The organism is Longispora fulva, from assembly GCF_015751905.1.
In the GTDB taxonomy this organism is placed as follows: domain Bacteria; phylum Actinomycetota; class Actinomycetes; order Mycobacteriales; family Micromonosporaceae; genus Longispora; species Longispora fulva.
This window is the reverse complement of sequence record NZ_JADOUF010000001.1, coordinates 4,370,093-4,391,234: the sequence shown is the minus strand read 5'-3', so window position 1 is coordinate 4,391,234 and position 21,142 is coordinate 4,370,093. Positions and strand designations below refer to the sequence as shown.

The 21,142-nt window shown below is 72.7% G+C and carries 15 protein-coding genes and 1 riboswitch; of the genes, 6 read left to right on the top strand and 9 right to left on the bottom strand.

Annotated features, from left to right (window positions below; translation table 11 throughout):
* Positions 1-107: 107 nt before the first annotated feature.
* The 3 genes from valS to IW245_RS19465 form a co-directional block, all read right to left on the bottom strand.
* Positions 108-2,600, bottom strand: a complete 2,493-nt coding sequence (valS, locus tag IW245_RS19475) for a valine--tRNA ligase (RefSeq protein ID WP_231398867.1) — start codon at positions 2,598-2,600, stop codon at positions 108-110.
* A 200-nt stretch (positions 2,601-2,800) separates the two neighbouring features.
* Positions 2,801-3,592, bottom strand: coding sequence for an ABC transporter permease subunit (locus IW245_RS19470; RefSeq protein WP_197004599.1), 792 nt, complete (start codon positions 3,590-3,592; stop codon positions 2,801-2,803).
* A complete protein-coding gene (locus IW245_RS19465) occupies positions 3,582-4,484 on the bottom strand; it encodes an ABC transporter ATP-binding protein (protein ID WP_197004598.1) in 903 nt (300 codons plus the stop codon). Before IW245_RS19465 ends, IW245_RS19470 begins: the two co-directional genes overlap by 11 nt.
* A 65-nt stretch (positions 4,485-4,549) precedes the next feature.
* Between IW245_RS19465 and IW245_RS19460 the strand changes: the two genes are divergently transcribed.
* Both IW245_RS19460 and IW245_RS19455 read left to right on the top strand, forming a co-directional pair.
* Positions 4,550-5,161 carry a GbsR/MarR family transcriptional regulator gene (locus tag IW245_RS19460; protein WP_231398866.1) on the top strand — a complete coding sequence of 204 codons (612 nt, stop codon included), beginning with the start codon at positions 4,550-4,552 and terminating at the stop codon, positions 5,159-5,161.
* A gap of 169 nt (positions 5,162-5,330) precedes the next feature.
* Positions 5,331-6,596: a TDT family transporter gene (locus IW245_RS19455; RefSeq protein WP_231398864.1), complete on the top strand. Its 1,266-nt coding sequence runs from the start codon at positions 5,331-5,333 to the stop codon at positions 6,594-6,596.
* Between the two features lie 112 nt (positions 6,597-6,708).
* On the opposite strand, the gene IW245_RS19450 is transcribed toward IW245_RS19455, so the two are convergent.
* From IW245_RS19450 to IW245_RS19435, 4 genes are all read right to left on the bottom strand, one after another.
* On the bottom strand, positions 6,709-7,458 hold the full coding sequence (locus tag IW245_RS19450) for a CbtA family protein (RefSeq protein ID WP_197004596.1): 750 nt from the start codon (positions 7,456-7,458) through the stop codon (positions 6,709-6,711).
* Positions 7,458-7,685: a CbtB domain-containing protein gene (locus IW245_RS19445; protein ID WP_231398862.1), complete on the bottom strand. Its 228-nt coding sequence runs from the start codon at positions 7,683-7,685 to the stop codon at positions 7,458-7,460. Before IW245_RS19445 ends, IW245_RS19450 begins: the two co-directional genes overlap by 1 nt.
* 39 nt (positions 7,686-7,724) lie before the next feature.
* Positions 7,725-7,894, bottom strand: a riboswitch (cobalamin riboswitch).
* Between the two features lie 117 nt (positions 7,895-8,011).
* Positions 8,012-9,238: an MFS transporter gene (locus IW245_RS19440; protein WP_197004594.1), complete on the bottom strand. Its 1,227-nt coding sequence runs from the start codon at positions 9,236-9,238 to the stop codon at positions 8,012-8,014.
* 285 nt (positions 9,239-9,523) lie between these two features.
* Entirely contained in the window at positions 9,524-10,315 is a 792-nt protein-coding gene (locus IW245_RS19435; protein WP_197004593.1) for a GntR family transcriptional regulator, read from the bottom strand.
* Between the two features lie 458 nt (positions 10,316-10,773).
* On the opposite strand from IW245_RS19435, the gene IW245_RS19430 reads away from it, so the two are divergent.
* Complete coding sequence (locus IW245_RS19430; protein ID WP_197004592.1) at positions 10,774-11,721, top strand: glutaminase; 948 nt, start codon at positions 10,774-10,776, stop codon at positions 11,719-11,721.
* A gap of 94 nt (positions 11,722-11,815) precedes the next feature.
* Here IW245_RS19430 and IW245_RS19425 read toward each other — a convergent pair whose 3' ends face one another.
* Positions 11,816-12,673, bottom strand: coding sequence for a PAC2 family protein (locus IW245_RS19425; protein WP_197004591.1), 858 nt, complete (start codon positions 12,671-12,673; stop codon positions 11,816-11,818).
* 85 nt (positions 12,674-12,758) lie between these two features.
* On the opposite strand from IW245_RS19425, the gene metH reads away from it, so the two are divergent.
* From metH to IW245_RS19410, 3 genes are all read left to right on the top strand, one after another.
* Positions 12,759-16,292 carry a methionine synthase gene (gene metH, locus IW245_RS19420; RefSeq protein ID WP_197004590.1) on the top strand — a complete coding sequence of 1,178 codons (3,534 nt, stop codon included), beginning with the start codon at positions 12,759-12,761 and terminating at the stop codon, positions 16,290-16,292.
* A 105-nt stretch (positions 16,293-16,397) separates the two neighbouring features.
* On the top strand, positions 16,398-16,889 hold the full coding sequence (locus IW245_RS19415) for a SigE family RNA polymerase sigma factor (protein WP_197004589.1): 492 nt from the start codon (positions 16,398-16,400) through the stop codon (positions 16,887-16,889).
* Between the two features lie 11 nt (positions 16,890-16,900).
* Positions 16,901-17,797, top strand: coding sequence for a hypothetical protein (locus IW245_RS19410; protein ID WP_197004588.1), 897 nt, complete (start codon positions 16,901-16,903; stop codon positions 17,795-17,797).
* A 37-nt stretch (positions 17,798-17,834) separates the two neighbouring features.
* On the opposite strand, the gene IW245_RS41710 is transcribed toward IW245_RS19410, so the two are convergent.
* Positions 17,835-20,987, bottom strand: a complete 3,153-nt coding sequence (locus IW245_RS41710; protein WP_197004587.1) for an AfsR/SARP family transcriptional regulator — start codon at positions 20,985-20,987, stop codon at positions 17,835-17,837.
* Positions 20,988-21,142 lie beyond the last annotated feature (155 nt).

Here is a 21,142-nt window from a genome sequence, read left to right as displayed (position 1 = left end):
ACACGCAGTTGCTGTTTCTGGGCGCGGCAGGCGTGCAACAACGTGTAGTTGATCAAAGGAGGCGGCCCCGGCACCAGAACGGCCGGGACGGGGGAGCCCCCCGGGCCCTACAGCCGCACCTCGACCCGAGCAGCCCCACCCGGCACCGAGGTCACCCGCTCCACCCGCCCCGCCGCCACCACGTCCGCCAGCAGATCCGCCGCCAGCTCCGCCCCGGACAACACCAGCTCCGCCACCGGCGTCCGCATCGACACCCGCGCCGTCGACTTCGCCTTCCGCACGGCGGCGATCACCTCCGCCGCCAGGACCAGCGCCGAGTCGTCGCCCACCGGTCCGCCCCCGCCCCCGGCCGCTCCACCGGCTCCCGGCGCGTCCGCCGCCCCGGTCCCGGCCACCCGGAACACGTCAGCGGTCGGCCACGGCGCCCGGTGCACCGACCCCTCGTGCGTCCACGACCACACCTCCTCCGTCGCGAACGGCAGGAACGGCGCCAGCAACCGCAGCACCCCGTCCAACCCGGCGCGCAGGGTCACGGCGGCTGACCGGTCCCCGGCGTACGCCCGCTCCTTCACCAGCTCCAGGTAGTCGTCGCAGAACGTCCACAGGAAGGTCTCCGCAGCGTTCAATGCCCGGGTGTGCTCATAGGAGTCCAGCGCGGCGGTGCACTCGGCCACCGTGTCCCGCAACCGGGCCGACAACGCCCGGTCCAGCGTCGCGGTCACCCCGGCCCCGGGTCCGGCGGGAGTCCCGGACGGGCCGGCGGTGGTGGCGGGCGCGGGCAGGGACAGCACGAACCGCCCCACGTTCAGCAGCTTCGTCGCCAGCCGCCGCCCCACCTTCATCTGCGCCGGGTCGAACAGGGTGTCCACCCCGAGCCGCCCCTGCGCGGCCCAGTACCGGGCCCCGTCCGATCCGAACTCGTCCAACAGGGCGGCCGGGCCGAGCGCGTTGCCCACCGACTTGCCCATCTTCTTGCGGTCCGGGTCGAGGATCCAACCGGAGATGGCGGCGTGCCTCCACGGCAGCCGCTCCGGGTCGCGCAGCACGGACGTGAACAGCCAGGTCCGGATGATCTCGTGCGCCTGGGCCCGCAGGTCCATCGGGTACGTCCGCGCGTACAGATCCTCGTCGTCCACCCAGCCGCACGCGATCCGCGGGGTCAGCGACGATGTCGCCCAGGTGTCCATCACGTCGGGATCGGCCACGAACCGCACCCCCCGGTCGGCCTCGGTGAACCCTGGCGGGCAGTCCGTCGCCGGGTCCACCGGCAACTCGGCCTCGGTCGGCACCAGCGGCCGGGAGTGGTCGGGCCGCCCGTCCGCCCCGATCGGGTACCACACCGGGAACGGCACCCCGAAGTGCCGCTGCCGGCTGATCAGCCAGTCGGAGTTGAGCCCGGCCACCCAGTGGTCGTACCGCACCCGCATATGCTCCGGGTGCCACTCCAGCTCCCGGCCGCGCGCGGCCAGCCAGTCGGTGTGCGCCAACGTCCGGTAGAACCACTGCCGGCTGCTCACGATCTCCAGTGGCCGGTCGCCGTTCTCGTAGAACCGCACCGGGTGGGTGATCGCCCGGGGCTCGCCGATCAGGTCCCCGGACCCGCGCAGCAGCTCCACCACCCGCGCCCGGGCCTGCTTCACGGTCAGCCCCTCGAACGGCGCGGCGAACCGGCCGTCCCGGCCGATCAGCACCCGGGTGTCGAGCTTGAGCTCCCGCCACCAGATCACGTCCGTGGCGTCGCCGAACGTGCACACCATCGCGATCCCGGTGCCCTTCTCCGGGTCGGCCAGCTCGTGCGGGTGCACGGTCACCGACCGGCCGAACAGCGGAATCTCCACCTCCGTGCCGAACAGCTTCTGATACCGGGCATCGGAAGGGTGCGCCACCAGGGCCACGCACGCGGGCAGCAGCTCCGGCCGGGTCGTCTCCACGAACACCCCGGACCCGAACCGCAGCGTGTGGAACGCCCCCGGCACCTCCTTGTCGACCTGCTCGGCCTGCGCCACGGCCGTACCGAAGTCGGTGTCCCACGCCGTGGGCGCCTCCGCCTGGTACGCCTCCCCGGCCGCCAGCGCCCGCAGGAACGCCCGTTGCGCCACCCGCCGGGCCCGCGCCCCGATCGTCGTGTACGTCATCGACCAGTCCACCGACAGCCCCAGCCGCCGCCACAGGTCCTCGTACGCCCGCTCGTCGGCGGCCGTGATCTCCTCGCACAGTTCGATGAAGTTCCGCCGGGACACCGGCACCCGGCCCCCGGGCCCCGGCGGCGCGAACGACGGGTCATACGGCAGCGACGGATCGCAGCGCACCCCGAAGTGGTTCTGCGCGCGCCGCTCCGTCGGCAGCCCGTTGTCGTCCCAGCCGATCGGGTAGAACACCTCCCGACCGCGCATCCGCTGGTACCGGGCGATGATGTCGGTGTGGGTGTAGCTGAACACGTGCCCCACGTGCAGGGTGCCGCTGACGGTGGGCGGCGGCGTGTCGATCGAGTACACGTCGGAACGGGTCTTTGATCTGTCGAAGCGGTAGGTTCCGGCGGCCTCCCACCGGGCGGACCACTTCGCGTCCAGGGCGTCGAGGGAGGGCTTCTCGGGGATCATGGTTGACCTCTCACAGGGCATGCCACACCGCCCCACTTGTGGTGGGGTGTGCGAAAAGGGAAAAAGGGCGAGCTGGGGGAGCGGGTGCTACCCGCCCACTACTCGCCGCATGCCCAGGGAACGGTGACGGGACATGGCCATCGGTCCTCCCTAGGGTGAGTCGGTGCCCGCCATCATACCCGGCGGGCACCGTGAACCGGTCAGGTGTTGATGTCGCGCCGGTCGAACGCCCACAGGCCGATCCCGACCAGCACCACCGACGCGGCGGCCAGGATCCCGGCGTCACCCCACTGGAACCCGTTCTTCAACGGCGACCCGCCCAGGTAGTAGTAGAACGGCGACGCCTTCTGCGCGAGGGCGAAGCCGAGCTGCGGCCCGAAACTGTTCGCGGCGTACGACACGATCCCGACGGCGGCCGTCGTCGCGAACACCAGCCCGCGCCGCCCGACGATCCCGCCGGCGCACAGCGCCAGGGCCCCGAACACGATCCCCAGCAGCGCCAGGTTGAGGCACTGCGCGGCCAGGTTCGTCACCGACACGGCGGTCAGCTGGGCCGTGCTCCGGATCGCGACCAGCCCGCCGAACACCAGCACCGCGATCCCGGTCGACCCGGCGGCCAGCGCGCCGAACCGCTGCAGCACCAGGCCCGTCCGGCTCACCGGGTGCGCCAGCAGCAGGTCGAGCTGGCCCGACTCCTCGTCCCCGGCGATCGCCCGGGCCCCGGTCGAAGCCCCGAAGAACAACACCAGGAGGGGTACGACGATCCCGAACGTGTTCGCCCCCAGGTACCCGGCCGCCGAGCCCAGGTCGTCGAGGTGGAAGCCCTCCTTCAACGCCTCGGGCAGGCTCTTGAGCGCGTCGTCCATCGCCCCGCCGGACAGGGAGGGGAAGAAGCTCGCGTACATCAGGGCGACCAGCGTGGTGCCCACCGACCAGCCGATCAGGGACCGGCGGGCGTCCCACAGGGTCTTGGTGAAGACGTTATGCGACATGGCCGGACCCCTCGGGCTGGTAGTAGGTGAGAAACAGCTCCTCCAGGTCGGGCTCCTCGCTGAGCAGCCCGGTGACGGTGTGCCGGGCGGCGGCCTTGACCAGCGCGTCCGGGCTGCCGGCGACCCGGCAGGTCAACACGTTCCCGTCGACGGCCAGGTCGGTGACCCCCGGCAGGTCGAACTCCGCCGGGTCCACCGGCCCGTCGAACGTCAGCGTCACGGTGCGCACCGCCCGCTCCCGCAGGCTCTCCACCCGGTCGAGGGCGACGAGCCGGCCCTCGCGCAGGATGCCGACCCGGTCCGCGACGGCCTGCACCTCGCTCATGATGTGCGAGGACATGAACACTGTCTGCCCGTTGTCCCGGGCCTCGGTGACCAGCTCCAGGAACGTGCGCTGCACGAGCGGGTCCAGCCCGGACGTGGGCTCGTCGAGAATGAGCAGCTCAGGGGCGTGCATGAACGCCTGCACCAGGCCAACCTTCTGCCGGTTGCCCTTGGACAGGCTGTGGATCCGGGCGGTGAGGTCGAGGTCGAGCCGCTCGGCGAGCGCCGGGATCCGCGCGCCGGCCCCGTCGCCGCGCAGCGCGCCGAGGAACGCCAGGCACTCCCGGACGGTCTGCCGCCCGTCGACCACGAAGTCGCCGGCCAGGTAGCCGAGGCGGCGGTGCAGGGCGACGGCGTCGGTCCGGGGGTCGAGGCCCAGCACCCGGGCGGTGCCGCCGGTGGGCCGGATCAGGTCGAGGAGGATTCGGATGGTGGTGGACTTCCCGGCGCCGTTGGGTCCGAGATAGCCGAATATTTCGCCCTGTTTCACGTCGAGCGTGAGCCCCGCGAGGCCCCGCCGTCGACCGTAGGTCTTCGTCAGCCCGTCGAGCTGCAGCACCGTATCCATAACTCGGACACTACTGAAGTTTCACAAACTTGTAAAGCTTCCGAAGGCTGTGGCAAGCTGGGATCATGACCGAGACCCGCCGGCCAGCCCACGCCGACCCCAGCCGCCCCGCGAACGCGCCGCCCGCCGTCGGGCCCGCGATCGGTTCGCGCGAAGTGGGAACCGCGATCGGCTCGCCCGAGGTGGGGACCGCCGCGTCGCGCGACCGTCGGGCCGTTCCCGCGTTGCACGACGCCGCCGAGCGCCTCGCCCTCGTCCTCGTCGAGAACGGCATGCAGCGGATGGCCGCCCGGGTGTTCTGCGCCGTCCTGTTCGCCGAGCAGGAGACCGTGACCGCCGGGGACATCGCCGAGCGGCTCGACGTCAGCGCCGGCGCGGTGTCCGGGGCGATCAAGACCCTGATCACGGTCGGGCTGATCGAACGGGTGCCGGCCCCCGGCAGCCGCCGCGACCACTTCCGGTTCCAGTCCGACGCGTGGGCCACGTTGCTGGCCAGCAAGAACCAGGTGCTGACCGTGATGCGGGCCGCCGCGGACGAGGGGATCGCCGCGGCCGGGGTCGACAGCCCGGCGGGGGAACGGCTCGCGGAGATGCGCGACTTCCACAGCTACATGCTCGAGGAGACCGACCTGATGCTCCAACGCTGGCACGCCTACCGCCAACGGCCCCGCATCTAGCCCGGGGCTGGTCCCGCCCGGCCCCTGCCCTGCCCGGGCCCGCCACCGCCCAGGGCCCAGGGCGCGTCCTGCCTGCCCGGGCGTGGCCGCTCGGCCCATAGGGCATCCCTATGGCATGGAAGGCAATGGACCTCTACCGACCTGCGGAAACCCGGCCGAGACTGGGGTCATGAGGAACTTCGGCCCCAACTGGTTCGCATCCGTGATGGGCACCGGCATCGTCGCCACCTCCGCGGCCACCCTGCCGTACGCCGCCCCGGCACTGCGCCCGTTCGCCGTCGGCGTCTGGCTGCTGGCGGCCCTGACCCTCGCGGCTGTCACCGCGGCCTTCCTCACCACCCGCCGCCCGCGCCCCGACCACGGGGCCACGACGACCGGCCGGAATGAGGCGCGCTTCGACCGGGCGATCCCGATCCCCGGCCGGAGCGGGACCAGCCGGGGCCGCGCCGACCGCGCACCCGGTGGGGCCGGACATCGCCGGACCCCCGGAGCCGAGGCGGACCACGCCACGGCCCAGTTCTACGGAGCCCCGCCCATGGCGCTGCTCACCGTCGGCGCCGGGGCGCTCCTCCTCGGCCGTGACCTGCTCGGCACGGACCTGGCCCTCACCGTCGACGCCGTACTGTGGACCCTCGGCACCCTGCTGGGACTCGTCAGCGCCGTGGCCGTCCCGTACCGGATGATGAGCAGGCCCGGGCAGTCCCCGGAGCCGGCGTCCCCGACCTGGCTGCTGCCCGTCGTCGCGCCGATGGTCTCCGCGTCGACCGGCGCGCTGCTCGTGCCGCACCTGCCCGCCGGCCAGCCCCGGCTCGACCTGCTGCTCGCCTGCTACGCGCTGTTCGGGGTCAGCCTGCTGGCCACGCTGGTGATCCTGCCCCAGGTGTGGGCCCGGCTCGTCCGGCAGCCGCTCGCCGTCGCGGCCGTCCCGACCCTGTGGATCGTGCTCGGGCCGCTCGGCCAGTCCGTGACCGCCGTGAACCTGCTCGGCGACGCCGCGCGCACCGCCGTCGACGGGCCGACCGCCGGGGCGCTGCAGATGTTCGGCCTCGTCTACGGGGTGCCCGTCCTCGGCTTCGCCCTGCTCTGGATCGCCGTCGCCGGGCTGCTCACGGCCCGCGCGGCCCGGGGCGGACTGCCGTTCACGATGACGTGGTGGAGCTTCACGTTCCCGGTCGGCACGTGCGTCACGGCGGCCACGGGCCTGGCGCACCGCACCGGATCGCAGGCGTTCGCCGTGCTCGCCGTCGCGCTGTTCGCCGTACTCGTGACGGCCTGGGCCACGGTGGCGACGCGGACGGTGCACTCCCTGGTGACCGGCGGTCCGGTGGCCGCGCCCCACCCTGCCGCGACCAGCGCGACGACGGGTCGGCCCAGCGTGGACGGGGAGTCTGCCCACCCGGACGCGGACGCCAGACTGGCACTCGCCCGGCGGTGACAGGTCACCTACCGTCGCCAGGCCGGTCCGTCAGCTCCGGGCGCACACGACCGTGAACACCAACGGGCGCGGTCCCCGGAAGGGGGAGCCGCGCCCGCTGGCGTCGGTCGTTCTAGGAGGCCGCGACAGCCTCGGGCACCGCGCCGCGCGCCGCGGACGTCCGCAGCCCCAGCAGCCCCAGCAGCCCGAGCACCGCGCCCATCGCGATCCACAGGATCACCATGGTGCCCGCCGACAGGACCCGGAAGTCCCACAGCAGCGTCGGCGGCACCTCGACCGGGTCCGTGTTGTTCGGCAGGATGACGAACATCAGCACCAGCGCCACCACCGGCACGGCCGTCACCACGACATGCCGCAACGGGGCGGAAGCACCCCTGCTGACCAGCCAGGAGTGCAGCAGCAGCGCACCGGCGACGGCCACCAGGCCCATCACGGTCGCGGCGAGCCAGGCGTCCGTCCGGCCGTCCACCGTGTCCCCGCTGCCGACCCCGGGCGGGTTCGCCGGGTAGCGCAGGAACGGCAGCAGCCACACGCCCACCAGCCCGGCCGTGGCCAGCCGCAGCGAGCGGCCCCACGCGTCCGAGCCGAGGTCGGAGCGGTGCACCACGTAGTACACCAGGCCGAACAGGGCGCCGAGGGCAAGGCCCACGGCCAGCAGCGCGACCATCAGGCCGAAGTGCTGCTCACCCCGGGTGAACACCTCGACTCCGACCTCGCCGGCCGCGGCCGACCGGGCGGACTCGATGTCCACGGCCTTGTCCATGACCGGCTCGGCGATCAGGCGGGCGAACCCGCCGGCGAGCACGCCGGAGACGCCGCCGGCCAGGAGACCCCGGCCGAGCAGCGAGAGAACCGGGGTCATCAGTGGCAGGGTGCGCCGGCGACGTGCCGGGCGTCGTGGGCGAACTCGTGCACGAAGTTGCTGTCGAACGACAGCTTGCCGAGCAGCGGGGCGAGCAGCGCGCCCTGGTCGATGAACACCGCGTACAGCGTCAGCAGGGCGAGAACGACCGCCGTGCCGATGATGATCCCGTCCCGGATCGGACGCAGGGTGACCCCGGCGCCGACAACGGCGCCCGGAGTGGTCATGGAAGCCATCTCGTACTCCTCTCCGGGGTGTCCCGCCCCGGTATCGGGAGAACGACGGGTCAGTGTCCTGACTCCCGGATCGTCGTCGCCCCTCGGCCTTCCCGCCTTCGGGGCAGTGGCCGCGTACGAGGGAGAACTCCCCGGTCACAGTGGCGGGACCGTCCCGGACTTACACCGGAGTTCCTGCGCACCGTCGCCTCATCTTTAATTTGTGCGCACTCAGCATTGACGCAGCGTGCTCCACAGTCAACCCGACGGTAGTGCCGTTCGTCACATCCGAACGTACCCCGACCACATCGAACCGGACCCGAACGGGCGGGCAGGGATCACGTCCCCGGCTCCGCGACGGCGGACAGCCGCCGCACGCCCCGTACCGCGAACAGCGCCAACGCCGACGGCACCCCCACCAGCGTCATCACCGCGAGCGTCGGATGCAGCCCGAACGCGTCGGCCGCCGGCCCGGCCAGCGCCATCCCCACCGGCATCGACCCCACGGTGACCAGCAGGTCGAACGACGTCACCCGCGACAGCGAACCCTCCGGGATGTGGGTCTGCAACGCCGTCTCCCACAACGTGAAGCACAACGACACCGCGACCCCGGTCACCCCCTCCAGCACCGCGATCACGGCCAGTGACCCGCCGCCACCGATGATCAGCGCCTGACACGAGCCCACGGCCAACGCCGCCGCGGCGACCAGCAGCGGACGCCCCGGCCGCCAGCGCAGCGCGACCACGTCGCCCACGATGGACCCCACCCCGAACGCCGCGACCACCACGGCCCAGCCCGACGCCCCGCCCAGCTCCCGCTCGGCGAGCACCGGGCCGAGGACGAACACCGAGGGCAGGACGACCAGGTGGTACACGGCGGTGGCGGTCAGGGTCGACCACACCCAGCTGCGGCTCCGCACCGCCCGGAACCCGTCGCGCAACTCCGCGAGGAAGTCCCCTGCCCGCTCCGGCGCCCCCGCCCGGGGCCGCAACCTGGCCAGGAACACCGCGCTCACCGCGAACGTCGCGGCGTCCGCCGCCAACGCGCCCCCCGGCCCGAACGCCACCACGAGACCACCGGCGAGCGCCGGCCCCGCGACGAGCCCGGCGGACATCACGAGGCCGCGCAACGCGTTGGCCTCCTGCAACCGCTCGGGCCGCACGGTCAGGGGCACGAGCCCGGCGAGCGCCGGACTGAAGAACGCGTCGGCCGTGCCGAAGATCGCCATCAGCGCCACCAGGTGCCAGACCCGGGCGTCCCCGCCGGCGAGCAGGGTCGCGGCCACGACCTGGGTGCCGCAGCGCACCACATCCGACACCAGCATCACCCGGTGCCGGGGCAACCGGTCCGCCCATACCCCGCCGACCAGTGTGAACAGCAGGAACGGCACGGTCGCCGCCGCGATCACCCAGCCCACGTCGGCCGCCGTCCCGCCGATGGCCAGCACCGCGAACGGCAGCGCCACGAACGTCACCCGGTCGCCCAGGGTAGACAGCGCCTGCCCGGCGAACAGCAGCGCGAACTGCCTCTCCTCGCGCAACACGGCCGGCAGGGGAATCCTCATCCCGGGATTGTGTCCGCCCAGCCCCGCCCGGGCCACCGGTTTAGAAACCCTCTCAACCCGTCAGACGATTACGGAGGGGACCGACCCGGCATCCGACGGCGACCCTGGGCCGGACGGCACCGCAACGCCCGCGCCGCCTGGCCCGACCCCCGTCGAGTAGCCCGGCTCTCTGAGTCGACGGGTCCCGGGCCGCGCTCGGCGGTGCTGGCGCTGGGCGGCCGGGCCCCGGCACGCTGGGCGGGGCCGATGGGAGCTGGGGCAGGGACCTCCGTAACCGTCTTGTGGTCAGGCCAGGAAGACGTCCGGCCCGTCCTCCAGGTGGGGGCGGGGGCCCGGCACCTTGTAGTCGTCGGTCAGCAGGGTCGTCGGGCCGGGCCAGGTCGACTGGGTGACCTCGATCGTGCGCCGGTCGGCGTCGAAGGCCGTGTGCAGCAGGGTCAACACCGGGGTGTCCGCCCTGATCTGCAGGGTCTCGGCCTCCTCCCGGGTGGGCAGCCGGGCGCTGAGCTGGTCGGTCGCGTACACGTACCGCCGGCCGGTGGCCTCCTCGACCTCCTGGTAGAGCGGCCGGGTCAGCGGGGCCAGCCCGTCGAGGGGACTGCCGGCGACCTCCGACGGCCGCAACCAGCTCGCGCTGACCTCCACCACCTGGTCCTGGCTCGTGATCAGGGCCCGCCGCACCAGCAGCTCCGCGCCGTCGGGCACCCCGAACGCCCCGGCCACCTCGTGCGGCGCGGGGGACCGGCCAACCAGGGTGACCTGCTGGCGGTAGTGGCCGCCCGGGTCGGTGTGGTAGCCGCGGGTGGGCCCGTACCGGCCGCGCGCGAGGCGGGCGAGTCGACGGCGCACGCCCCGGACATAGGTCCCCGAGCCGGGCCGGGTGATCAGCAGCCCCTCGATCCGGAGCTGGTCGATCGCGCGCTGCGCGGTCTGCTTGGCCACCCCGTAGATCTGGCCGATGTCGGGAATCGAGGGCAGCTTCTCGCCGGGTCCCCAGTCGCCGTGTTGGATCTTGGCACGGATCTGGTCGGCGATCTGGCGGTGGGGCCACTCGGCGGCCCCGGGATTGACGGACACGGGCGCCTCCCTGCGCAGGTTCCTAGGATGCCATAGAAGTGTGACGGATGCCACGGTGCAAGGGATTTCTCCGTATCGAACGGCCGTCGGCCACCCATACCGTGGCGGTACCGGCGCGACCTCCACCGCGCCGGGCAGGGTGCCGACCCGGGGCCGGCGGTGGCCGCGACGGGGAGCGTCCCGGTCACCGTCGCCCGGGCGGTCGGCATACGCGGGCCGCACGGGAGCGCCCCGAGGCTGCCCGGTGCCGTCCCGGAGCAGGGGCGGGCGTTCATCGCGCTTTTGGAGGAAGGTCAGGTGACGTTCCGTTACCCGATGTCCGGCGCGGACACCGTGGTCGACGCGCGCCGAGGGTGGACGGCCGCGCCTCGAACCGCCCAGAGGGGGGTGGAAGGAGGGGGCGGGTCAGGACAGGGCCCGTCCCCTCGCACCCGCCCGCGGGGGACACAATGATCGACATGGAGTACCCGCAGATCCTGGGCCAGGTCCGCGAGCAGGTCGCCGACGTCGTGGGCGGCGGCCGGGTCGCCGACTACATTCCGGCGCTCGCCGCCGTGGACCCCGGCCAGTTCGGGATGGCCGTCGCCACCGTGGACGGCGCGGTGTACGGGACCGGGGACTGGCGGGTGCCGTTGTCCGTGCAGAGCGTGACGAAGGTGTTCAGCCTCGCGCTGGTGTTGCACGCCGATGGCGAGGCGATCTGGCGGCGGGTCAGCCGGGAGCCGTCGGGGAACCCGTTCAACTCGCTGTTGCAACTGGAGCAGGACCGGGGGATCCCGCGGAACCCGTTCATCAACGCCGGGGCGCTCGTGGTGACAGACCGGTTGTTGACCCTGACCGGGGACGCCCGGGGTGCGGTCCGCGACTTTCTGCGGGCTGAGGGCGGTCGGCCCGGCGGGGAGCCGGGCGGGCTGGCCGGGGTGGGGCCGAGTATCGACTTCGACCTGAAGGTCGCGGAGTCGGAGGCCGAGCACGGGCACCGCAACGCCGCCCTGGCCCACCTGCTGGCCAGCTACGGGAACCTGGAGAACCCGGTCGCCGACGTGCTGGAGCACTACACCTGGCAGTGTTCCCTGGTCATGACGTGCGAGGAGTTGGCGCTGGCCGGTCGGTTCCTGGCCCGGCACGGTACGGCGGCCGACGGGTCCCGGCTGTTGTCGCGCAGTGACGCCAAGCGGCTGAACGCGACGATGCTGACGTGTGGGACGTACGACTCGGCGGGGGAGGTCGCCTACCGGGTCGGGCTGCCGGCCAAGAGCGGGGTCGGCGGGGCCATCCTGGCGGTGGTGCCCAACCGGTGCGCGATCGCCGTGTGGGGGCCGGGGCTGGACGAGAGCGGGAACTCGGTCGCGGGGCTGGCGGCGCTGGACGCGTTCACGACCCTGACGGGCTGGTCGGTCTTCTAGAAGCCGCCCCGGCCACCGGGGCGCGTGCGGATCACGCGGAGGGCCGGTGGATGCCGGAGCAGGTGTCGCCGTAACCGTCCGATGAAGTTGATCTTTAAGCCTGGGAGGTCGGGCCGCCCCGCCGGCGCAGGTACTTCTCGAACTCCTTGGCGATCTCGTCGCCCGACAGCGGCCGCAGCCCGGCGTCGCCCTCGCGCTGCTCCAGCTGGCGGACGTAGTCGCCCAGCTCGCTGTCCTCCTCGGCGAGCGCGGTGATCCGCCGCTCCCACTCGGTGGCCTCCTCCGACAGCCCGGCCAGGGGCACGGGCAGGTCGAGCAGCTCCTCGATGTGGTGCAGCAGGGCCAGGGTCGCCTTGGGGCAGGGCGGGTTCGACGCGTAGTGCGGGACGTGCGCCCAGAAGGACACGACGTTGAGCTCGGCGCGGGTGGCGGCCTCGTGCAGGACGCCGACGATGCCGGTGGGGCCCTCGTAGCGGGCGCCGACCAGGCCGAGGCGCTCGGTCTCCGCCGGGTCCGTGGAGGTGCCCGACACCGGGAGCGGCCGGGTGTACGGCACGTCGGCGAGCAGGGCGCCGAGCAGCACGATGCGTTCGACGCCGAGGCTGTGGCACATCTCCAGGACGTCCTCGGAGAAGGCCTTCCACCGCATGTTCGGCTCGATGCCCCGGATCAGCACGATGTCGCGGTCGAGTTCCGGCGGGGTGGCGACCAGGAACTGGGTGGTCGGCCAGTCGATCCGCCGGGCCTCGCCCTCGACGAGGGAGATGACGGGGCGGGTGACCTGGAAGTCGTAGTAGTCGTCGGGGTCCACGGCCGCGATGGGTCGCGCGTCCCACACGGCATCGAGGTGTTCGATGGCCGCGGTCGCGGAATCCGCCGCGTCGTTCCACCCCTCGAAGGCGGCGATGGCGATGGGCGAGCGGAGCACCGGCAGGCCGTCGAATTCGGTCACCCGGTCAGACTACGTCGCCCGGGTGGGCTGGAAGTCACGCAGGTCCGTGAGGGCGGAAACAATTCCGCTCCACTAACCTGAACGGGTGACTGAATCTCTACTCTCAGCTCTGGGTTCCCGGGTGCTCGTCTGTGACGGGGCCATGGGCACCATGCTGCAGGAATACGACCTCCCGTTGGAAGACTTCCAGGGTCATGAGGGCTGTAACGAGATCCTGAACGTCACCCGTCCGGAGGTGGTCCGGGAGATCCACGACGCGTATTTCGCCGCGGGCGCCGACTGCGTCGAGACAAATACCTTCGGTGCGAACTACGGCAATCTCGGCGAATACGGCATTGTCGACCGGTCCTACGAGCTGGCCGAGTCCGGGGCCCGGATCGCGCGCGAGTCCGCCGACCGTTTCTCGACCCCCGAGTGGCCGCGCTACGTGCTCGGCTCGGTGGGTCCCGGTACGAAGCTGCCGACCCTCGGCCACGCCCCGTACGCCCTGCTGCGCGACTACTACCAGCAGTGTTGCGAGGGGCTGGTCCGCGGCGGCGTCGACGGCATCCTCGTGGAGACCTGCCAGGACCTGCTGCAGACCAAGGCGGCGATCGTCGGCGCGAAGCGGGCCATGGCCGCCACCGGCCAGCGGGTCGCGTTGATCTGTCACGTGACGGTGGAGACCACCGGCACGATGCTGCTCGGCTCGGAGATCGGCGCGGCGCTGACCGCCCTGGAGCCGCTCGGGATCGACTACATCGGGCTGAACTGCGCGACCGGCCCGGCCGAGATGAGCGAGCACCTGCGCTACCTGTCCCAGCACGCCACGGTCGGCCTGTCGGTGATGCCGAACGCCGGCCTGCCGGAGCTGGGCCCGCGCGGCGCGGTCTACCCCCTCGGGCCGGCCGAGCTGGCCGACGCCCTGAAGCGTTTCGTCCTCGAGTACGGCGTGAGCCTGGTCGGCGGGTGCTGCGGCACGACCCCCGAGCACATCCGGCAGACCGCCGACGCGGTGCGCGGGCTCACCCCGGCCGTCCGGAACCCGGTGACCGACGCCGGCGTGTCGTCGCTGTACCACCACGTGCCGTTCGTGCAGGACGCCGGCGTGCTGATGGTCGGCGAGCGGACCAACGCGAACGGCTCGAAGGCCTTCCGCGAGGCGATGCTGGCCGGCGACTGGCAGAAGTGCGTGGAGACGGCCCGGGAGCAGATCCGGTCCGGTTCGCACATGCTCGACCTCAACGTCGACTACGTCGGCCGGGACGGGGCCGGGGACATGGGCGAGCTGGCGGGCCGGTTCGCCACCGCGTCCACCCTGCCGATCATGCTCGACTCCACCGAGCCCAACGTCGTGGAGGCCGGGCTGGAACGGCTCGGCGGCCGGTGCATCGTCAACTCGGTGAACTACGAGGACGGCGAGGGGCCGGAGTCGAGGTACACCCGGATGATGCACCTGGTGAAGGAGCACGGCGCGGCCGTCGTGGCGCTGACCATCGACGAGGAGGGCCAGGCCCGTACCGCCGAGTGGAAGGTCCGAGTTGCATCCCGCCTGATCGAGGACCTGACCGGCAAGTGGGGAATGCGTATATCGGATATCATGGTCGACTGCCTGGTGTTCCCGGTGTCCACCGGTCAGGAGGAGACCCGGCGCGACGCGATCGAGACGATCGAGGCGATCCGGCGGATCACGGCGATGTACCCGGGGATCAACTTCACCCTGGGCCTGTCCAACGTGTCCTTCGGCCTGAACCCGGCGGCCCGCCAGGTGCTGAACTCGGTGTTCCTGCACGAGTGCGTCGAGGCCGGCCTGACCAGCGCCATCGTGCACGCCAGCAAGATCCTGCCGATGTCGAAGATCCCGGACGAGCAGCGCTCGGTGGCCCTCGACCTGGTGTACGACAAGCGGACCTACCACGCCGACGGCAGCGTCGACTACGATCCGCTGTCCAAGCTGCTGGACCTGTTCGACGGGGTCGACGCGGCCTCCGCCCGGGCCTCGCGCGCCGAGGAGCTGGCGGCGCTCCCGCTGGACGAGCGGCTCCAGCGCCGGATCATCGACGGGGAGCGCAACGGCCTGGAGGTCGACCTGGACGCGGCCCTGGTCGACCGCACCGCCATCGCGATCATCAACGACACGCTGCTGGAGGGCATGAAGACGGTCGGCGACCTGTTCGGCTCCGGCCAGATGCAGCTGCCGTTCGTGCTCCAGTCCGCGGAGGTCATGAAGACCGCCGTGGCCTACCTCGAACCGCACATGGACAAGGCCGACACCACCGACAAGGGCACGATCGTGCTGGCCACCGTCAAGGGCGACGTGCACGACATCGGCAAGAACCTGGTCGACATCATCCTGTCGAACAACGGGTACACGGTCGTCAACATCGGCATCAAGCAGCCGATCAACGCGATCCTCGACGCCGCCGCCGAGCACGACGCGGACTGCATCGGCATGTCGGGCCTGTTGGTCAAGTCCACCGTGATCATGAAGGACAACCTGGCGGAGATGCTGCAGCGCGGCATGGCGTCGCGGTGGCCGGTGATGCTCGGCGGGGCGGCGCTGACCCGGTCGTTCGTCGAGGACGACCTGCGCGACATGTACGACGGCGGCGAGGTCTACTACGCCCGCGACGCCTTCGAGGGCCTGTCCCTGATGGACCGGGTGATGACCGCCAAGCGGGGCGGCGCGCCGGTCCTGTCGGCCGAGCAGATCGCCAAGACGGCCGAGCGCAAGGCCCGCCGGGAACGGCACCGGGCGGTCGTCCGCGAGGCCGAGCCGTCGCTGGACGACACGACCCGCTCCGACGTCGCCGCCGACGCCCCGGTGGTCACCCCGCCGTTCTTCGGCTCCCGGGTCGTCAAGGGCATCCCGCTGGCCGACTACGCCGCGCTGCTGGACGAGCGGGCCACGTTCCTCGGCCAGTGGGGCCTGAAGGCCGCGCGCGGCGGCGAGGGTCCCTCCTACGAGGAGCTGGTGGAGACCGAGGGCCGTCCCCGGCTGCGGTACTGGCTGGACCGGCTCACCGCCGACCAGGTCCTCGAGTCGGCGGTGGTGTACGGCTACTTCCCGGCGTACTCGGAGGACAACACCCTCGTGGTGCTCGACGAGAACGGGCACAGCGAGCGGGCCCGGTTCACGTTCCCCCGGCAGCGCAGGGACCGGCGGCTGTGCCTGGCGGACTTCTACCGGCCGAAGGACTCCGGCGAGCTGGACGTGGTGGCGTTCCAGCTGGTGACGGTGGGCAACCCGGTCAGCGAGTACGCGAACAAGCTGTTCGCAGGCAACGCCTACCGCGACTACCTGGAGGTGCACGGCCTGTCGGTGCAGCTCACGGAGTCCCTGGCGGAGTACTGGCACCGGCGGATCCGGTCCGAGGTGACCCTGCCCGGGGGGCGTTCGGTGGCCGAGGCCGACCCGGGGTCGCTGGACGGGCTGTTCAACGTGGACTACCAGGGCTGCCGGTACGCGTTCGGGTATCCGGCGTGTCCGGACCTGGAGGACCGGTCGAAGATCGTGGAGCTGCTGGGGGCCGACCGGATCGGGGTGGAGTTGTCGGAGGAGTTCCAGCTGGTGCCGGAGCAGTCGACGGACGCACTGATCACGTTCCACCCGGAGGCGAACTACTTTAACGCCAAATAGGACATATTTCGAAGGGGGCGGCCGAGGTCGCCCCCTTCTTCGTGCCCAGGCAACCGAAAACCGGCGGGTTCCGTTCCACTGGTAGGAGCCGACGGAGGGACCTGGATGAGGCGTTCGGAGGAGGCGGCGTACCGAGAGTACGTCGTGGCCAGGATGGACACGCTGCGCCGCGTGGCGTATCTGCTGTGCCGTGACTGGCATACCGCTGACGACCTGGTGTCGATCACGCTGCTGAAGCTGTACCGGCACTGGCGGCGGGCCGAGCGCGTGGAAGGGCTGGACGGGTATGTCCGGCGGATCATGCTCAACGCCTGGATCGACGAGCAGCGCAGGCCGTGGCGTCGCGAGGAGGCCGTCGAGGAGTTGCCGGAGACCCCGGTGACCGACGCGCAGCCGAGTGGCGACGTCACCCTGCTGGAACTGCTCGGGGACCAGCCGCCGAGGAGAAGGGCCGTCCTCGTGCTCCGGTTCTACTGCGGGATGTCGGTCTCGCAGACCGCTGAGCTGCTGGGCTGTTCGGAGGGCACGGTGAAGAGCCAGACCTCGAGGGGGCTCGACGCACTGCGTCCACTGGTCAGCCGGCTCGAAAACCACTGAGGAGCATTGTCGTGTACCAGGAACAGTTCGACGAGGCCATCGGCACCCCGCCGCCGGCAGCGGTGGACCTCGAGGCGCTGATCGTCCGGGGCCGGCGCGGCCAGAGGCTGCGCACGTGGGGGGCGGCCGGCGGGCTCGCCGTCGCCGTCCTCGCGGGGACGGTCGGGGTCGGGGTGTGGGCCGACGGCCGCCCGGCGCCGGCCCGGCCGGGGGTGTTCGCGGCCCAGCCGACGCCAACCTCCGCGGCGAGCCCGACACCGAGGCCGGCCTGGAGCCCCAAGGAGCCCGTGATGTCCCGGGGTCCCGGCGACACGTATCCGACCCAGCCGCCGCCGACCGGCACGCCGATGAACCAGGCGCAGGCGGACCAGTTGACCGTCATCCTGAAGGCGGCGGTAGCCCAGGCGGCACCGGGCATGCAGATCACCGGCACGTCGATGAAGGGCCCGAACTACGGCTCGCTCGCGTTCATGACCGGCGGCACGAAGGACGCGTCGGCGTCCGGTGACCTGACGGACGCGGCCGGGCCGGGCGGGGTGCTGGTGGTCCTCGAACGGGGCGATGACGCCCCGACCCGGTGCTCGGAGGTGGGCGGATACGGCGACTACCGGTACCGGAAGGGGTGCGTCGAGTCCACCGGGCCGAACGGGGAGAGCGTGCTGGCCATGACGTACGACGACCCCGCCGGCGACGGCCTGCACTGGGCCAACAACGGCAAGGAGTACGAGGTGCTCGTGGTCCGCCCCGGCGGCGGCGTGGTCACCGCGTGGGCGATCAACGTCAGCTGGGACCGGTTGAAGGACCACCAGGGGGCGAAGACCGAGTTCGACGCGACCCGGGCGACGCCGCCGCTGACGATGGAGCAGTTGAAGGCGATCGCGCTGGCCCCGGGCCTGACGATGCCGTAGTGCACGGAGGGCGCCCCCGGTCCGGGGGCGCCCGACACTAGACGGCCACGGTGTCGGGGATCCGCAGCGGGCGCAGGATGGCGTGTGCGGCGGCCCGGTGGTCGCCGCCGTCCAGTTCGGACAGGATGAGGTGCGCGCGGGCCGCCCCCAGCGGGTGCCCGACCTCCTCGGCGATCTCCAGCGCCGAGGTCGCGTGGGCGAGGGCGGCGACGCGGTCCCCGAGGGCCAGGTGCGCGCAGGCGAGGGTCGTGTGCGCGCCGGCGATCAGGAACCGGTACCCCTCGGGTTCGGTGAGTTCCAGGGCCCGTCGGCCGTGCTCGACCGCGCGCCCGCCCTGCCCGAGGGCGGTGTGCACGGCGGCGAGGCCCAGGTGCGCGCCGGCCTGGCCGAGCCGGCTCGACACGTCCGTCGCGCTGTCCATCGCCGCGGCGTAGTGCTCGAGCGCCAGGTCGTGGTCGCCCAGGTGGTGGTGGACGGCGCCCAGGGCGGCGAGCACCGAGGACACCTGGTGCCGCAGCGCCCCCCGGCGCACCAGCGCAAGTGCCTTCTCCGCGTCGCGGAGTGCCGCGGCCCACTCGCCCCGGTCGGCGCTGATCTGGCTGAGGAACGTCAGCGCCGTCACCTCCAGTGAGGCGTAGCCGAGCTTCTCCGCCAGGGCCAGGCCGTCGGTGAACAGGTCGCCGGCCTCGTCGTAGCGGCCCCTGCGGTAGGTGGTGATGCCGAGCACGATCGTGCAGGCCGCCAGGGCGCCGGGCCCGTCGCCGGGGCGGTCGGGGACCGCGCCGGCCCGGAGCAGGTCGGCGGCCTCGTCGAGCCGCCCCAGGTGGTTGAACAGCGAACCGACGTTGGCGAGCAGGTCACCGGTGAGCCGGGCAGGGTCCTCCAGGGCCAGCACCTCCCGGTAGTGGTCGGCTCCCCGGCCCAGCTGGCCCGCCTCGACGGACGTCGCCCCGCAGCTCGACAGGGCGGCGATCTGCCCGTCCCGCCAGCCGCACCGGGCGCTGAGCCGCGCGGCCCGGGCGAAGTGGCCGTGGGCGGTGGTCGGGTCGGAGGCCGCGGCGAGGGCCACGCCGAGGGCGAACTGGGCTGCGGCCCGGGCCAGGGTGTCGCCGGAGCGGTCGGCGGCGGTGACGGCCGTGGTGGCCACGGAGACCCAGTCGGCGGCGGACTTGCGCAGCCAGATGTAGCCGCGCAGCGCGTCGGTGATCCGCCAGACCGCCCGGTCGGGGCCGCGCCGGGTCGCCGCGATCAGGTTGGGGAGTTCCGCGTCCAGCGCGGCCAGGGCGGCGGCGTTGTCCGGGAACGGGTTGTCGGCCTCCCCGGCGGGGTGCGGCACCGGGAGGCGGCGCGCCTGCGGGTAGAGGCGGTTGCCGGCGTGGTCGGCGATCCGCACGTACCAGTCGTGGAGGTGTTCGGTCGCCGTGTCGCGTGCCGCGGCGGGCTCCTCAGCGTGCGCGCGTTCGGCGGCGAAGATCCGGACCAGATCATGCAACGTGTACCGGCCGTCCGCCAGCTCGTCGACCAGGTGCGCCGCGACGAGCCGGTCGAGGAGCCGGGCGGCGTCCGCGGCGGCGAGGCCGGCGAGAGCCGCGACGGCCGCGACGGTGAAGTCAGGCCCCGGGACGAGCCCGAGCAGCCGGAACAGCCGCGCCGCCCCCGGTTCCAGTGCCGTGTACGACCAGCTGAACACGGCCCGGATGGACGCGCGGTCCTCGCCGGGGATCTCGAGCCCGGTCAGCCGGTCGCCGTGCCGCAGCGACGCGTTGTGGGCGGCGAGCGCCCGGTCGGGCTGGTCGGCGAGGTGCGCCGCGGCGATCCGGACCGCCAGCGGCAGGTGCCCGCACAGCGCGACCAGTTCGGCGGCGGGTCCCGGCTCGGCGGCCACCCGGTGTGCGCCGATGATCCGGCCGAGCAGCGCCAGACCCTCCGCCGGGGACAGCACGTCCAGCGCGAGCCGCCGGGCGCCGTCGAGGGCGGTCAGGCTGGTGAGCCGGTCCCGGCTCGTGACCAGGGCGAGACTGCCCGCGCCGCCGGGCAGCAGCGGGCGCACCTGGTCGGCGTGGTGGGCGTTGTCCAGCAGTACGAGCACCCGGGCGTCGGCGAGCAGGCTCCGGTACAGCGCGGACGCCTCCTCCAGCCCGGCCGGGATCTGGTCGGGGGCCGTGCCGAGGGCGCGCAGGAACCGGGCCAGGACGTCCACGGGCCGCACGGCCGGGACGGTCGAGTAGCCGTGCAGGTTGACGTACAGCTGCCCGTCGGGGAACAGGTCACGGACCCGGTGGGCCCAGTGCACGGCGAGCGCGGTCTTGCCCACGCCGCCCCGGCCGTCGATCGCGGAGATCACCACCGGGTCGCCGGCGCCGTGCTCCGGGAGCAGCAGGTCCAGGGCGCGGAGTTCGTCGGCCCGGCCGGTGAAGTCGCTGCCGGTGGCCGGGAGCTGGGCGGGGACGGGGCGCGCGGGGCCCGTGCGGTCGAGGGTCGGGTCCGCGGCCAGCATCCGGTCGTGGAGGGCGACGAGTTCGGGGCGCGGGTCCAGCCCGGTCTCCTCGATCAACCGCCGCCGGGCCCCGGCGAAGGCTGACAGGGCCGCCTGGCGCTGGCCCGCGCGGTACAACGCGAGCATCCGCAGCTCGATCAGCCTCTCCCGCAACGGATGCGCGTCGAGCAGCCGGGACAGCTCGTCGACCATCTCGGCGTGCCGGCCCCGTTCCAGCTCGAGTTCCGCCAGCCGCTCGAACGCCGCCAGCCGCAGCTCGTCCCACCGGACCCGGGCGGCGTCGACGTAGCCGGCCCGCACGTCGGCCAGCGCCGGCCCCCGCCACAGGGCCAGGGCCTCCCGTAGCTGGTCGGGTCCGGTGGCGTCCGACGCCCGGTCGGCGAACAGCGCGGCGTCGATCTGGTGCTGGCGGGGGATCACGTACCCGGCGGACCGGGTCCGCACGACGTCCGTGGCGCCGGCGGCGGACAGCCGCTTGCGGATCGCGGAGATCGACACCTGGATCTGACCCCGGCACGTCTCCGGCGGATCATTGCCCCAGATCGCGTCGATCAGCCGGTCGGTGGAGACGACCTCACCGGCGTGCAGCACCAGATAGGACAGCACGGCCCGGTGGCGCGGCGCCATCGTGGGCAGGACCTGCCCCGCGACGGACACCTCGACAGGTCCCAGGATTCCGAACCGCACGTCCATCCGCACTGCCCCCTCGCGCCCCCGGTACGTGCCACGCAGCGTAGTCGAGCGGGTCGTGGCCGGCACGCGGACCCGGCAGCCCGCCGGCCGGACTTTCGCGCGTTTCCGACAGTCCATGCCGCCGGTCACGGGGTCGTCACGGGGCCCATGATCGC